Below are 14,033 nucleotides of genomic sequence, written 5' to 3'. Positions count from 1 at the left end.
GGACCCGTACATCTGAGGTCTGAGGCGAAGACGGCTCTGAGGTCTGACGATTTTCGTGGCGTGCGTCACTAATTTCGATGACGTGACTGTGATCGCGACCGAAAGCCTGAGCAAGCGGTTCCCCCGGGTGACCGCTCTTGACCGGCTCTCTGTGGACGTCGGGCCCGGTGTGACCGGCCTCGTCGGAGCCAACGGGGCCGGCAAGTCCACACTGATCAAGATCCTTCTGGGTCTGTCGCCCGCCACGGAGGGCCGAGCCGAGGTGCTCGGCCTCGACGTCGCGAGCAAGGGCGCCGACATCCGCGAGCGGGTCGGCTACATGCCGGAGCACGACTGCCTGCCGCCCGACGTCTCGGCCACCGAGTTCGTCGTGCACATGGCCCGTATGTCCGGCCTGCCGCCCACCGCCGCGCGTGAGCGCACCGCGGACACCCTGCGCCATGTCGGCCTGTACGAGGAGCGCTATCGCCCCATCGGCGGCTACTCCACCGGCATGAAGCAGCGCGTGAAGCTCGCCCAGGCCCTCGTCCACGACCCGCAGCTGGTCTTCCTGGACGAACCGACCAACGGCCTCGACCCGGTCGGCCGGGACGAGATGCTGGGCCTGATCCGGCGTATCTACACCGACTTCGGCATCTCGGTCCTGGTCACCTCCCACCTGCTGGGCGAACTGGAGCGCACCTGCGACCACGTCGTGGTCGTCGACGGCGGCAAGCTCCTGCGCTCCAGCTCCACCACCGACTTCACCCAGACCACCACCACCCTCGCGATCGAGGTCACCGACACCGACGACCACCCGGACGGCACCCGCGCGGTCCGCGAAGCGCTCCACGCGCGCGGGGTGGATGTCCTGGACGGCAACAGCGGCCTGCCGGGCGCCGGCCACGTCCTGCTGCTGACCGCGCAGGGCGAGGACACCTACGACGTCGTCCGGGACGTGGTCGCCGACCTCGGCCTCGGCCTGGTGCGCATGGAACAGCGCAGGCACCACATCTCCGAGGTCTTCACGGACGCCGACGCCACCAACGACCAGCAGCGGAAGGAGGCCGTCGGCCATGGCAGTTGAGCACCCGGTCACCGCCCCCTCGGGTGACCAGACCCGCATCCACAACATCGGCTACCGCAGCTACGACGGCCCCCGCCTGGGCCGCGCCTACGCCCGTCGCTCCCTCTACTCGCAGTCCCTGCGCGGCGCCTACGGCCTCGGCCGCTCGGTGAAGTCGAAGGTGCTGCCGATGCTGCTCTTCGTGGTGATGTGCGTGCCCGCGGCCATCATGGTCGCCGTCGCGGTCGCCACGAAGGCGAACGAACTCCCCGTGGACTACACGCGGTACGCGATCGTCATGCAGGCCGTCATCAGCCTGTACGTCGCCTCGCAGGCGCCCCAGTCCGTCTCGCGCGACCTCCGCTTCAAGACCGTGCCGCTGTACTTCTCGCGGCCCATCGAGACCGCGGACTACGTACGCGCGAAGTTCGCGGCGCTGGCCTCGGCGCTCTTCGTCCTCACCGCCGCCCCGCTGCTGGTGCTGTACATCGGCGCGCTGCTGGCCAAGCTGGACTTCGCCGACCAGACCAAGGGATTCGCTCAAGGACTCGTCTCCGTGGCCCTGCTCTCGCTGCTCTTCGCCGGCCTCGGCCTGGTCATCGCCTCGGTCACCCCGCGGCGCGGCTTCGGCATCGCCGCCGTCATCGCCGTCCTGACCATCTCCTACGGTGCCGTCTCCACGCTCCAGGCCATCGCCGACGCGCAGAACAGCACCGGTTCCATCCCCTGGATCGGCCTGTTCTCGCCGGTCACCCTCATCGACGGCGCGCAGTCCGCGTTTCTGGGCGCCACCTCCGCCTTCCCGGGCGGGATCGGCCCGTCCAACGGGGAGGGCGTCGTCTACGTCCTCGTCGTCCTCGGCCTCATCGCCGCGAGCTACGGCCTCCTGATGCGCCGCTACCGAAGGGTCGGACTGTGACCACGCTCAGCATCGATCACGTCTCCCGCTGGTTCGGCAACGTGGTCGCCGTCAACGACATCACCATGACCATCGGCCCCGGCGTCACCGGCCTGCTAGGCCCCAACGGCGCCGGAAAGTCCACCCTCATCAACATGATGGGCGGCTTCCTGGCCCCTTCCACCGGCACGGTCACCCTCGACGGCCGGCCGGTCTGGCGCAACGAGGCGATCTACCAGCACATCGGCATCGTCCCCGAGCGGGAGGCGATGTACGACTTCCTCACCGGCCGCGAATTCGTCGTCGCCAACGCCGAGTTGCACGGCCTCGGCGCCAAGGCCGCACAGAAGGCACTGGCCACGGTCGAGATGGAGTACGCGCAGGACCGCAAGATCTCCACGTACTCCAAGGGCATGCGCCAGCGCGTGAAGATGGCGTCCGCCCTGGTCCACGACCCGTCGCTGCTGCTGCTCGACGAGCCCTTCAACGGTATGGACCCGCGCCAGCGCATGCAGCTCATGGACCTGCTGCGGCGCATGGGCGACGAGGGCCGCACCGTGCTGTTCTCCTCGCACATCCTCGAAGAGGTCGAGCAACTCGCCTGGCACATCGAGGTGGTCGTCGCGGGCCGGCACGCGGCCAGCGGCGACTTCCGCAGGATCCGCCGTCTGATGACCGACCGCCCGCACCGCTACCTGGTGCGTTCCAGCGACGACCGCGCACTCGCGGCCGCGCTGATCGCCGACCCGTCGACGTCCGGCATCGAAGTCGACCTCGCCGAGGGCGCGTTGCGTATCCAGGCCGTCGACTTCGGCCGCTTCACCGCGCTGCTGCCGAGGGTCGCCAGGGACCACGGCATCCGGCTGCTGACGGTCTCGCCGTCCGACGAGTCCCTCGAGTCCGTGTTCTCGTACCTGGTCGCGGCGTAGGAGGCCCTGATGTACGACCCCACAGTCGCCCGGCTCACGTACCGGGCTCTGCTCGGCCGTCGCCGGGCCCTCATCCTGGGCGCCCTGCCCCTGCTGCTGATCGCCATCTCCGTGGTGGTGCGCGGCCTCGCCGGCGCCGACGACCAGACGGCGTCCGACCTGCTCGGCGGGCTCGCGCTCGCCACGATGGTGCCGATCATCGGCGTCATCGCGGGCACGGGTGCGATCGGCCCGGAGATCGACGACGGCTCCGTGGTGTACCTGCTGTCCAAGCCGCTGAAGCGGCCGACGATCATCTTCACCAAGCTGATCGTGGCGGTCGCGGTGACGATGGTGTTCTCGGCGCTGCCCACGCTCATCGCCGGCTTCATCCTCAACGGCAACGGCCAGCAGATCGCGGTCGCCTACACGGTGGCCGCGTTGGTCTCCTCCATCGCCTACGCGGCGGTCTTCCTGCTGCTGGGCACGGTGTCCCGGCACGCGGTGGTCTTCGGCCTCGTCTACGCCCTCGTCTGGGAGGCCCTGTTCGGCTCCCTGGTACCGGGTGCGCGCACGCTCAGCGTCCAGCAGTGGTCGCTGGCCGTCGCCCACAAGGTGGCGGGCGGTGACCTCGTCACCTCGGACGTCGGACTGACCACGGCGACGGTGCTGCTGGTCGTCGTGACCGTGCTGGCCACCTGGTACGCGGGCCAGAAGCTGCGGGCGCTGACGCTCGCCGGCGAGGAGTGACCGGACCTGCCGGGGGGCGGGGCGGCCGTTCTTGACGGTGGCTTCACCCGCGCCCCGGCACACTGGGCGAAACGGACTTGGCCAGGAGGACGGGGATGGCGGACGACAATGTGGTGAGTGGCGGTCGCGAGCGGTCCGAGGGCGAGGTCTGGAACGACCTCGTGCTGGACGAGGAGTTCATACGGGCCGCCGAGACGTCCGAACCGTCCGCCCGGGCCCGGATGCTGGCCGCACGCTGGCGGACGGAGGAGCCCGAGCCGCAGCCCTGGCGCTCCGACGACCCGCCCGCGGGCTGGTTCTTCAGCAAGGCACGTCGACGCAGGTGGCGCCGCCGGTAGTCGTCGCTCGGCCCCGGTCCTCGCACGGGCGTTTTATTCGGTGGCGCCCAACTCGTCCCCCGGGCACAGTGGTTGTACCCGCAGGGCCGGAAGGGATCCGGTGCCACAGACTGGGAGGAGCTCGACGATGTCCATGCACGGCAGTCCGTCGAGTTCCCTTCAGGGCAGCCAGGGGCGGGTTCCGGAGTAGTTAGCCCTCCGTCGAACCCGTCCCGTACAGGGGAGCTGCCCGGGGCGGCCGCTTCGAGCACGCGATGTCGCTCTCGCGTGGGCCGCCCACCCGGAGGATTGGCCGAGAGGCAAGGCACCGGCTTGCTAAGCCGTGGTCGGGGGCAACCCCGCGCACGTTCGATCCGTGCATCCTCCGCGAGGCGTTGTCACTGGGACTGGGCGGGGGTTGTGCCGGTGGCTCGGCCTGGCGCCGTCAGGTGGTCAGCTGGTGCTGGTGGAATTCTGGGTGCGGGTGCGGGTGCGGGTGCGGGTGCGTCGTGGCTGGTCGCGCAGTTCCCCGCGCCCCTGATCGCCTACGGCGATCGGCGCGCCCCGGTCCTCGCGGTTCCAGCGTCTGCGTGCTGCTGATTGCCTACGGCGGTTGGCGTGTCCCGGCGGTCCTCGCGGTTCCAGCGTCTGCGTGCTGCTGATTGCCTACGGCGGTCAGCGCGCGCCTTTGCGTCCGCGTCTCTGGTCACCTGTGGCGATCGGCGCGTTCCCGCGCTCTTGATCGCGTACGGCGGCCAGTGCGCCATTGCACTCGCGCCTGGCGATCGGTGCGCCCCGCGCTCTCGTGGCCCTGGTCGCCCATGGCGTGTGGTGCGCCCTTGCGTTCGTGCCTTCGTGGTCCTGTTGCCTACGGCGAACGGGGCGCCCCCGTGTTCCCGCGTCCCTGGTCGGCCACTGCGGTCGGCTTGTTCTCGTGTGGCTCAGGCCGCAGTTGCTCGGCTTGCCGGGGCGGGGGAGGTTCGGCCTCCCCCGCCCCGGCAACCTCTGCGGTCTCCGTAATGCCTACGCCGGCAGCATGGTTTCCAGGGTCACGGCGATTCCGTCATCGTCGTTGGAGGCGGTTACCTCGTCTGCCACGGCCTTCAGTTCCTCGTGGGCGTTGGCCATGGCTACGCTGCGGGACGCCCAGGCGAACATCGGGATGTCGTTGGGCATGTCGCCGAAGGCGATCGTGTCCGCGGCCTTCAGGCCCAGTCGGCGGGCCGCCAGGGAGAGGCCCGTGGCCTTGGAGAGGCCCAGGGGGAGCAGCTCCACGATGCCCGCGCCGGCCATCGCGACCGTGACGAAACCGCCCGCGGCCCGCCGGGCCGCAGCGGCCAGCGCGTCGTCCGACAGCTCGGGATGCTGTATGTAGATCTTGCTCAGCGGGGCGGACCAGAGGTCGGACGCATCGGTGAACGGCGTCGACGGCAGGGCGCCGGTGACCGCGTAGCCGGGGCCGACCAGCACGTCCCCGTCCAGGCCGTCACGGCTGGCCGCCAGGTACAGCGGGCCGACCTCCGCCTCGATCTTGGCCAGCGCCACACCGGCCAGCTGCCGGTCCAGGGTCACCGAGGTCAGCAGGCGGTGCGCGCCGGCGTCGTAGACCTGGGCGCCCTGGCCACAGACCGCGAGGCCGTCGTAGCCGAGGTCGTCGAGGATGTGCCGGGTCCACGGGACCCCGCGGCCGGTCACCACGATGTGCGCGGCACCCGCCGCGGTGGCCGCGGCGAGGGCGTCACGGGTGCGCTGCGAGATCGAGTCGTCGGAGCGCAGCAGCGTCCCGTCGAGGTCGGTCGCGATCAGCCGGTAGGGGAACGCGGCGGTCACTTGGCCACCGGCTCCAGGATCTCCCGGCCGCCGAGGTACGGGCGCAGCACCTCGGGCACGTACACGGAACCGTCGGCCTGCTGGTGGTTCTCCAGGATCGCGACGATCGTGCGCGGGACGGCGCACAGCGTGCCGTTGAGCGTGGCGAGCGGGCGGACCTGCTTGCCCTCACGGACGCGGATCGACAGCCGGCGGGACTGGAACTCGGTGCAGTCCGAGGTCGAGGTCAGCTCGCGGTACTTGCCCTGCGTCGGGATCCACGCCTCGCAGTCGAACTTGCGGGCGGCCGAGGAGCCGAGGTCACCGGAGGCGACGTCGATGACCCGGAACGGCAGCTCCAGCGAGGACAGCCACTGCTTCTCCCACGCCAGCAGACGCTGGTGCTCGGCCTGCGAGTCCTCGGGCGTGACGTACGAGAACATCTCGACCTTGTCGAACTGGTGGACGCGGAAGATGCCCTTGGTGTCCTTGCCGTGCGAACCGGCCTCGCGGCGGAAGCAGGGCGAGAAGCCCGCGTAGCGCAACGGCAGGCGGTCCGCGTCGATGATCTCGTCCATGTGGTACGCGGCGAGGGGGACCTCGGAGGTGCCGACCAGGTAGAGGTCGTCCTTGTCGAGGTGGTAGACGTCCTGGGCCGCCTGCCCGAGGAAACCGGTACCCGCCATGGACTGCGGGCGGACCAGCGCCGGGGTGAGCATCGGCGTGAAGCCGGCGGCCGTGGCCTGGGCGATCGCCGCGTTGACCAGGGCCAGCTCGAGCAGGGCGCCGACGCCGGTGAGGAAGTAGAAGCGGGAGCCGGAGACCTTCGCGCCGCGCTCGACGTCGATCGCGCCGAGGATCTGACCGAGCTCCAGGTGGTCCTTGGGCTCGAAGCCCTCGGCGCCGAAGTCGCGGATCGTGCCGTGCGTCTCGAGGGTGACGAAGTCCTCCTCGCCGCCCACGGGCACGTCGGGGTGCACGAGGTTGCCGAGGCGCTGGAGGAGCTCCTGGGTCTCGGCGTCGGCGGCGTCGCGCTCGGCGTCGGCCACCTTGACGTCGGCGGCGAGCTGGCTCGCCTTCTTCAGCAGCTCGGCCTTCTCGTCCGCGGAGGCCTTGGGGATGAGCTTGCCGAGCGACTTCTGCTCGGCACGCAGCTCGTCGAAGCGGACGCCGGACGACCTGCGCCGCTCGTCGGCGGACAGGAGGGAGTCGACGAGCGCGACGTCCTCTCCACGGGCACGCTGGGAAGCGCGCGCACGGTCGGGGTCCTCACGGAGCAGGCGAAGGTCAATCACGCGGCCAAGGCTACCCGTGCGGGGTTGCGGCTCACGACACCATTCCGCACCGCGCGCGGCCTGTTCCGAATCATGGCCTACGTTCCGTTATGAGTGAATTGCCCAGCGTGTCAATAAAAAGTGTCTCACTCCCTGGGACGGGGCATGTGGCGGGCGTCTCGTTGACTCGATTCCCTTGCGGGAGCGGGGACTTGGGGGAGGTGTTGTCCACAGGCGCCCACGCTTCCGAAACGGTTATCCACAGGGTGTGCGAAAGATCTGTGGACATTGGAATTGATCATTCCGATACCGCCGTGCGGGGCGGGTAATTCCTTGCCCAAACCCCGCTCCGACCCACTTTCGGGTGGAAATGGGTCGCCCCAAAGGATTGATCGAAGGAAACAGGTGGACGAAGGGTGACTCGAAGGGTGGGGGCCGCAGCGGGGTGCCGTAGGGCGATATGTCGACTGGATGGCACTTCGTTGTCGACTTGTCCCCAGGTCGAGAAGCAAGCCTGTGGATAACTTCTGTGGATAACGAAGATGTGCAGATAGGACCGGCCGGAACGGCTCCTAGAACCGGCCGTCCTGGCAGCGCGCCACCCAGTCCGCCGCCGCCACGAACTCCCCGTCCGAGGTCCCGGGCAGCGGAGCCGCCACGTCCGCCACGTTCACTTCCGCACGCGGGTACGAGCCCAGGAAGCGCACCTCACGGCAGATCCGCTTCAGCCCCATGAGGGCCTCGGCCATCCGGCGGTCGGAGATGTGCCCCTCGGCGTCGATGCAGAAGCAGTAGTTGCCGATACCGGCGCCGGTCGGGCGGGACTGGAGCAGCATGAGGTTGACGCCCCGGGTGGCGAACTCGCCCAGCAGATCGCGCAGGCCACCGGGGTGGTCGTCGCGCTGCCACAGGACGACGGACGTCTTGTCCGCGCCGGTCGGTGCCGCGGGCCGGGCGGGCCTGCCCACCAGGACGAACCGGGTCTGGGCGTTCTCGGCGTCGTGGATCTCGGTCTCCAGGGCGGTCAGCCCGTACCGGGCGGCCGCGAACTCGCCCGCGAAGGCGGCGTCGTAACGGCCCTCCTGGACCAGCCGGGCCGCGTCCGCGTTCGAGGCGGCCGACTCCCAGACGGCTTCCGGCAGGTTCGCCTTCAGCCAGTTGCGCACCTGCGGCTGCGCGGCCGGATGCGCGGAGACGGTCTTGATGTCCGCGAGCTGCGTGCCGGGCCGGACCAGCAGCGCGAAGGTGATCGACAGCAGCACCTCGCGGTAGATCATCAGCGGTGTGCCCGCGACCAGCTCGTCCAGGGTCGTGGTGATCCCGCCCTCGACGGAGTTCTCGATGGGCACGAAGGCGGCCTCGGCCTCGCCGGTGCGCACGGCGTCCAGCGCGGACTGCACCGACACGTAAGGGATCAGCTGCCGGGTGGCCGCCTCCGGAAGCGTGCGCAGGGCGACCTCCGTGAAGGTGCCCTCGGGGCCGAGATACGCATAGCTCGCTGGCATGACCTCACCCTAATGGCCCTTGCGAAGCCGGGCCCACGTGTCTCACAACAGCCCCTCGCAGGAATGAATTCGCACGAGGGGGCGTAACTTCACGCTTCCAGCAGGCGCTGCCCCACGTACTCGCCCTCCGCCGCCCCGCCCGGCACCGCGAACAGACCGCTCGCCTCGTGGCGGATGTACTTCGACAGGGCGTCGCCGCGGTCCAGCTTGCGCTGCACGGTGACGAAGCCGCGCAGGGGGTCCGCCTGCCAGCAGACGAACAGCAGGCCCGCGTCCGGAGTGCCGTCCGGGTCGATGCCGTCGTGGTACGAGAAGGGCCGCCGCAGCATGGCCGCTCCGCCGTTCTGGTCGGGGCGGGTGATGCGGGCGTGCGCGTTGATGGGGACGACCAGATCGCCGTTCGCGTCGGTCTTCTCCAGGTCCATCGCGGTCGTCTCGGTGCCGCCGGACAGCGCGGCCCCGTCGGACTTGCGGCGCCCGATGACCTGCTCCTGCGCCGTGACCGACAGCTTCTCCCAGTCGTCGAGGAGCATGCGGATACGGCGTACGACGGCGTAGGAGCCGTCGGCCATCCAGGCAGGGTCCTTCGTGCTGTCCGCCGGGACGAAGATGCGCTGGTCGAAGTCCGAGTCGGCCGGCTTGGGATTGCGGGTGCCGTCCATCTGACCCATCAGGTTGCGGGCCGTCATGGGGTGGGCGGTGGCGCCCGGCGTCCGGTTGAAGCCGTTCATCTGCCAGCGGACCTTGGCCGCTCCGCCCGCGTCCTTCTGGATCGCGCGCAGGGCGTGAAAGGCGACCAGGGCGTCGTTCGCGCCGATCTGCACCCACAGGTCGCCGTTGCTGCGCGTCTTGTCCAGGTGGTCGGAGGAGAAGTCGGGGAGCGGGTCCAGGGCGACCGGGCGCTGCTTCTCCAGGCCGGTGCGGGTGAAGAAGCTGTTGCCGAATCCGAAGGTGACCGTCAGCGAGGAGGGTCCCGCGTCCCGCGCCACGTCGGTGTCGTCAGTGGCGGCGGCCTCGCCCGCCATCAGCCGCCGGGCCGTCTCCGACCAGCGGCGCAGCAATGCGGCGGCCTCCTTGCGGCCGGCGCCGGCCGCGAGGTCGAAGGCGACGAGATGGCCGCGGGCCTGGAGCCCCTGGGTGATGCCCGGCTGATGTTTCACGTGGAACATCGCCTCGCCGGCGCCGATCGAGGACAGCGGTGTCGCCTGCGAGGGCGCGGCCGCGTAGCCGACGGCCCCGCCGACCGCGCCGAGCGCGAGCCCGGTGGCACCGGCGGTGCCGAGCAGCCTGCGCCGCGTCAGCCCCTCGGGGGAGGGGGTTTCCGAGGGGGCACCCTCTTCTGCGTCCACGGGCTCTGCTGCGTCCACGGGTGTGCCGGCCTCGGGGAGGGACTGCGGAATGGACTGGTCGGGCATGGTGCGGTTCAGCCGATCTGCGCGTTCTTGGAGACGGTCACCTGGTCGATGTCGGAGGTCCGCACGGTCACGGAGATCTCCCACTCGCCGGCCATGGGGATCTGCACCCCGTTGGCCGACCAGTGGCCGGTGGTGATGTGGTCGGGGACGACGGGCAGCGGCCCGATGTCTTTGGCCTCGAGGGTGAAGGCGACCTTGACCTCGGGCACGTCGAAGGCGCGGCCGTTGGGCCGGGTCACATAGACGTGCATCTCGTTGGCGCCGGTGCGCGCGGGGTCGAGGTCGACGCTGACCACGCCCTTGCCGTCCGTGCCGCCGGTGTCGAACGACATGTCCAGCGTCAGGGCACCCGACGCGGAGTCCCCCGCGGCGGACGAGGAGGAGGACGAGGCCCGGTTGGCCGCGGCGGCGTCCTGCTCCGTACGGCCGGGTTCGGTCGACGTCAGGATGGTGGTGACGGCGAGCACCACGACGGCGATGCCGGCCTCGGCGAGCACCGAGCGGCGCAGGCCGAAGCGGTGGGCGTCGGAGTCCCGTAGCCGCTTCTGCCGGGTGGCGTCGACGGCGGCCTGCTGCCGGGCGAGCTGCGCGGCCCGCTCGGCGTTCCCGGAGCCGGGCTCGGCGTCGCCGGACGTCTGCTGGGCGGTGTCGCCGGTCCCGGCAGACGCCGTGACGCGCTCCTTCTCGGGTGCGGACTTCCGTACCGCTTCCTGGGTCGTCGGGTCCGCCAGCCGTGCCGTCCACCGCCGCGAGATCCACGCGACGCCGACGAGCAGCGCCACGAGCCCGATCTTGACGAGCAGCAGCTGGCCGTAGCGGGTGTCGGTGAAGGCGGACCAGGAGCCGAGCTGGCGCCAGGACTGGTAGGTGCCGGTGGCGACCACGACGGAGACGCTGCTGAGGGCCAGCCGGGAGAAGCGGCGTGCGGCGGGGGCCTCGACGGGGCGGTCGGCCGGCGCCCGGTACAGGGCGACGAGGAGTGCGGTGAGTCCGCCGAGCCAGGTCGCGACCGCCAGCAGGTGCAGCACGTCGACCGGCATCGCGATGCCCGGCTGGAGTCCGGTGGAGGCGTGCTCGGCCATGGCCCAGCTGGCCGCGAGTCCGGCGGCCACGACGGTTCCGCCGATGGCGAGTCCGAAGGTCAGGTCCCGCTTCTCCTCGCCCTCGCGCTTGTCGTACGCGCCGAAGAGCACGGCGATGAACAGCGCGGCCGCGGCGAGCAGCAGCAACCGCGACACCAGGGCCGCGCCCGTCTTGGTCTGGAGGACCTCCCCGAGGAGGTCGAGGTCGAAGACGTCGCCGAGCTTGCCGGAGCTGGTGTAGGAGCCGCGCAGGAGCAGCAGGAACAGGGTGGCCGCGGTCATCGCGACCCAGCCGGAGACGACGAGCCGCTGAAGGGCCCGTACTCCGGTGCCGCGCTGCCAGCAGGCGAGCACGAAGGCGGCCCCGCCGGTCATCACGATGAACCCGGCGTACGACACGTACCGGCCGAAGCCGTAGAGCCAGCCGACGACGCCTCCGCCGGCCTCCTGGTCGGACACCGAGACGCTGGTCTCGGAGGGGGAGCCGATGGAGAAGGTGTAGGCGCCGGCGACGGGATGGCTGTCGGCGGACACCACCTGGTAGGTCACCGTGTAGGTGCCGTCGGGCAGCCCCGAGTGCAGTTGCACGGCGTAGGTCGTGCCGCTGACCTCGGACGGCTTGCCGGTGTCGACCCGGGCGCCCTTGGGGTCCAGGACGCGCAGCGAGTCGTCGTTCATCGAGACGGTCTCGGAGAAGGTCAGCGACACCTGTGTGGGCGCCTTGTCGACCACCACCCCCTGTGCGGGGTCGCTGCCGGTCAGCGCGGCGTGCGCGGATGCGGGCCCGGCGCCGGCCAGGAGCGCACCGGTGACCGCCAGGAACAGCAGCACGAGCATCCGGACGCGGGGGGCGATGGTCTGCGTCAAGGTGGTCCCTCCCTCAGTGGCCGGTCTTCGGGTTGTACGTGGCGGACTCCACCGGAATCTCGACCTCGACGGGGTCGGACGCGGCGAAGTGCAGCTCGACGGTCACCGTCCCGCCCCGCACCGGCTTGCTCTTCAGCTTCTCGAACATCAGATGGTTTCCGCCGCTCTTGAACACGAGTTGACCGTGCGCGGGCACGTCCAGGGACGTGACCTCCTCCATCGACGACCCGACGGTCTCGTGGAGGGTGACGCTGCCCGCGGCGGTACTCGTGACGGAGGTCAGCTCGTCCTTCGTACCGCCCTTGTTGACGATGGTCAGAAAACCGGCGGCCATGGTGTCGGAGACGGGCTGCGGGATGTAGGCGGCCCGGACGGACAGTTCGGCCCGCCCGTCGGAGTCCGACCCGCACCCCGCGAGCAGCAGCGTCCCGGTGATCACGGCGGTGGGTACGGCGAGCAGCCGCACGGGCCCGGCGGGCATCACACGCCTCACGGGTTCGCGCCCTTGAGGATCTTGGGGAGGTCCTTGGTGTAGTCGTCGACGGTGGCGTCCTCGCCGTACAGGAGGTATCCCCCGTCGGTCTTCGGGGAGAAGGCGACGACCTGGGTGCCGTGGGTGGAGACGGTCTTGCCGTTCTTGTCCTTGTGCGGCGCCTCGACGGAGATGCCGAGGGTGCGGGCGGCGGCCTGGATGGTCGCGAACTTCCCGGTCAGTCCCACGACCTGCGAGTCGATGCCCTTGAGCCACTTGCCGAGCGCGGCCGGGGTGTCGCGGTCCGGGTCGGTGGTGACGAAAACGACGCGCAGCTGGTCCTGCTCGGCCTTGGACAGCTGCTTCTTGGCGACGGCGATGTTGTTCATCGTCAGCGGGCAGACGTCCGGGCAGTTGGTGTAGCCGAAGTAGACCAGCGTCGGGTGGCCCGCGGTCTCCTTGCGGAGGTCGTAGCTCTTGCCCTGGGTGTCGGTGAGGACCAGGTCGGGCTTGGTGAAGGGCTGGTCGAGCACGGTCGCGGCCTGCTGCTTGCCGTCCTCGGAGACGACGGCGACGGGGCTGCTGCCGCTGTCGCCGCTGCCGCAGGCGGAGAGGGTGAGGGTGGCGGCGGCGAGCAGCGCGGCCGCGGCGAACGTCTTCTTACGCATAGAAAAATGTCCCAGATGTGTGAACTCCGGCGCGCACCGGGGGTGGGGGTACGGGGCGGGATGTACGACAGGGCGTACGGCCCCGGTGCGCACCGTCGAGGAGCAGGCGTCGGGCGACGGCGGCCGCCCGACGCGGGGGTGGGGCTCAGGCCTCGGTCGTGGTCCGACGACGGCCCGCGAGCACGCCGTACGCCACACCTGCGGCGCCGACGACGATGCCGACCACGCCGAGGACCCGGGCGGTGGTGTCGCTGCTGTCGGAGTCGGAGGCCGCCTCGGTCGTCGAGGCGGCCGCCTTGGCGTCGTCGGAGGACTCGTCGGAGGCGTCCTCGGCGGTCGTGCCGTGGGAGTGCTCGTCCTCGGAGGCGGCGGCCAGGGCGAGCACCGGGGCCGGGTTCTCCGGCTCCTCGGCGCCGTCCTCCTGGACCTCGATCCAACGCACGACCTCCTTGTTGGAGTACGTCTGGATCGCCTTGAAGACGAGTTCGTCGGCGTCCTCGGGGAGCGCGCCGACGGAGACCGGGAACTTCTGGAAGTAGCCGGCCTCGATGCCCTTGCCGGTGGCGGTCCAGGTGATCTTGGAGACGGCCTCGGAGATCTGCTTGCCGTGCAGCTCGATGGGCTTGGCGAGCTTCGACTTGGTGACGACGATCTTCCAGCCGTTGATCGGCTCCGGCATCGCGGAGGCCAGCGGGTGGTCGGTCGGGAAGGTGACCTCGAGCTTGGTGGTCGAGGCGTTGTCCCGCTCGTTGGGGACCTTGAAGTCGACGACCGCGTAGCCGCCCTTGGCGGCGGTGCCCTCGGCGGCAACGCTGACGTGCGCGAAGGCGGGCGAGGACAGGACGAGAACGGCGGAACCGGCGACGGCAGCGGCGGCGGCGACGCGGGCGGCGATACGAGAGGCCTTCATGACAGCGAGCACTCCACTCTGAGTGAATCTGCGGGTGAGAGAGGCGTGAGCAGGGATGTGCGCACGCGCGCGTGCCGCACGACGGCGGCCGTTCCCCCCGGGTGTGGTGGAGT

13 protein-coding genes and 1 tRNA gene are annotated in these 14,033 nt (G+C 70.4%); 6 read left to right on the top strand and 8 right to left on the bottom strand.

What is annotated here, in order from left to right; all coding sequences use genetic code 11:
- The first annotated feature begins 88 nt into the window (after positions 1–88).
- The 6 genes from G9272_RS22305 to G9272_RS22280 all read left to right on the top strand — a co-directional run bounded on the left by G9272_RS22305 (position 89) and on the right by G9272_RS22280 (position 4,306).
- On the top strand, positions 89–1,066 hold the full coding sequence (locus tag G9272_RS22305; protein ID WP_171402112.1) for an ABC transporter ATP-binding protein: 978 nt from the start codon (positions 89–91) through the stop codon (positions 1,064–1,066).
- On the top strand, positions 1,056–1,964 hold the full coding sequence (locus tag G9272_RS22300) for an ABC transporter permease subunit (RefSeq protein WP_171398212.1): 909 nt from the start codon (positions 1,056–1,058) through the stop codon (positions 1,962–1,964). The genes G9272_RS22305 and G9272_RS22300 overlap by 11 nt, the downstream gene beginning before the upstream one ends.
- Complete coding sequence (locus G9272_RS22295; RefSeq protein WP_171398211.1) at positions 1,961–2,872, top strand: ABC transporter ATP-binding protein; 912 nt, start codon at positions 1,961–1,963, stop codon at positions 2,870–2,872. The genes G9272_RS22300 and G9272_RS22295 overlap by 4 nt, the downstream gene beginning before the upstream one ends.
- Before the next feature lie 9 nt (positions 2,873–2,881).
- Positions 2,882–3,601, top strand: a complete 720-nt coding sequence (locus tag G9272_RS22290; protein ID WP_020132774.1) for an ABC transporter permease — start codon at positions 2,882–2,884, stop codon at positions 3,599–3,601.
- Positions 3,602–3,696: 95 nt separating this feature from the next.
- Complete coding sequence (locus G9272_RS22285) at positions 3,697–3,939, top strand: hypothetical protein (RefSeq protein ID WP_171398210.1); 243 nt, start codon at positions 3,697–3,699, stop codon at positions 3,937–3,939.
- A 282-nt stretch (positions 3,940–4,221) separates the two neighbouring features.
- Positions 4,222–4,306: transfer RNA gene (locus G9272_RS22280), tRNA-Ser, on the top strand.
- A 635-nt stretch (positions 4,307–4,941) separates the two neighbouring features.
- Here G9272_RS22280 and G9272_RS22275 read toward each other — a convergent pair.
- The 8 genes from G9272_RS22275 to G9272_RS22240 form a co-directional block, all read right to left on the bottom strand.
- A complete protein-coding gene (locus tag G9272_RS22275) occupies positions 4,942–5,748 on the bottom strand; it encodes an HAD family hydrolase (RefSeq protein ID WP_171398209.1) in 807 nt (268 codons plus the stop codon).
- A complete protein-coding gene (serS, locus tag G9272_RS22270; protein WP_054242170.1) occupies positions 5,745–7,022 on the bottom strand; it encodes a serine--tRNA ligase in 1,278 nt (425 codons plus the stop codon). The genes G9272_RS22275 and serS overlap by 4 nt, the downstream gene beginning before the upstream one ends.
- Before the next feature lie 551 nt (positions 7,023–7,573).
- A complete protein-coding gene (gene pheA / locus G9272_RS22265; protein WP_171398208.1) occupies positions 7,574–8,506 on the bottom strand; it encodes a prephenate dehydratase in 933 nt (310 codons plus the stop codon).
- An 89-nt stretch (positions 8,507–8,595) separates the two neighbouring features.
- Entirely contained in the window at positions 8,596–9,921 is a 1,326-nt protein-coding gene (efeB, locus tag G9272_RS22260) for an iron uptake transporter deferrochelatase/peroxidase subunit (RefSeq protein WP_171398207.1), read from the bottom strand.
- Positions 9,922–9,929: 8 nt separating this feature from the next.
- Positions 9,930–11,870 carry a copper resistance CopC/CopD family protein gene (locus G9272_RS22255; RefSeq protein WP_171398206.1) on the bottom strand — a complete coding sequence of 647 codons (1,941 nt, stop codon included), beginning with the start codon at positions 11,868–11,870 and terminating at the stop codon, positions 9,930–9,932.
- Positions 11,871–11,883: 13 nt separating this feature from the next.
- Entirely contained in the window at positions 11,884–12,351 is a 468-nt protein-coding gene (locus G9272_RS22250; protein ID WP_171398205.1) for a copper chaperone PCu(A)C, read from the bottom strand.
- Between the two features lie 8 nt (positions 12,352–12,359).
- Positions 12,360–13,010, bottom strand: a complete 651-nt coding sequence (locus G9272_RS22245) for an SCO family protein (RefSeq protein WP_171398204.1) — start codon at positions 13,008–13,010, stop codon at positions 12,360–12,362.
- Positions 13,011–13,155: 145 nt separating this feature from the next.
- Positions 13,156–13,920 (bottom strand): YcnI family copper-binding membrane protein, encoded by a 765-nt coding sequence (locus tag G9272_RS22240; protein ID WP_171398203.1) that lies wholly within the window; start codon positions 13,918–13,920, stop codon positions 13,156–13,158.
- Positions 13,921–14,033 lie beyond the last annotated feature (113 nt).

It is taken from the genome of Streptomyces asoensis (assembly GCF_013085465.1).
GTDB classification, from domain to species: Bacteria; Actinomycetota; Actinomycetes; order Streptomycetales; family Streptomycetaceae; genus Streptomyces; species Streptomyces cacaoi_A.
Note: the sequence above shows the minus strand (reverse complement) of the source record. Positions and strands in the feature narration are given on the sequence as shown.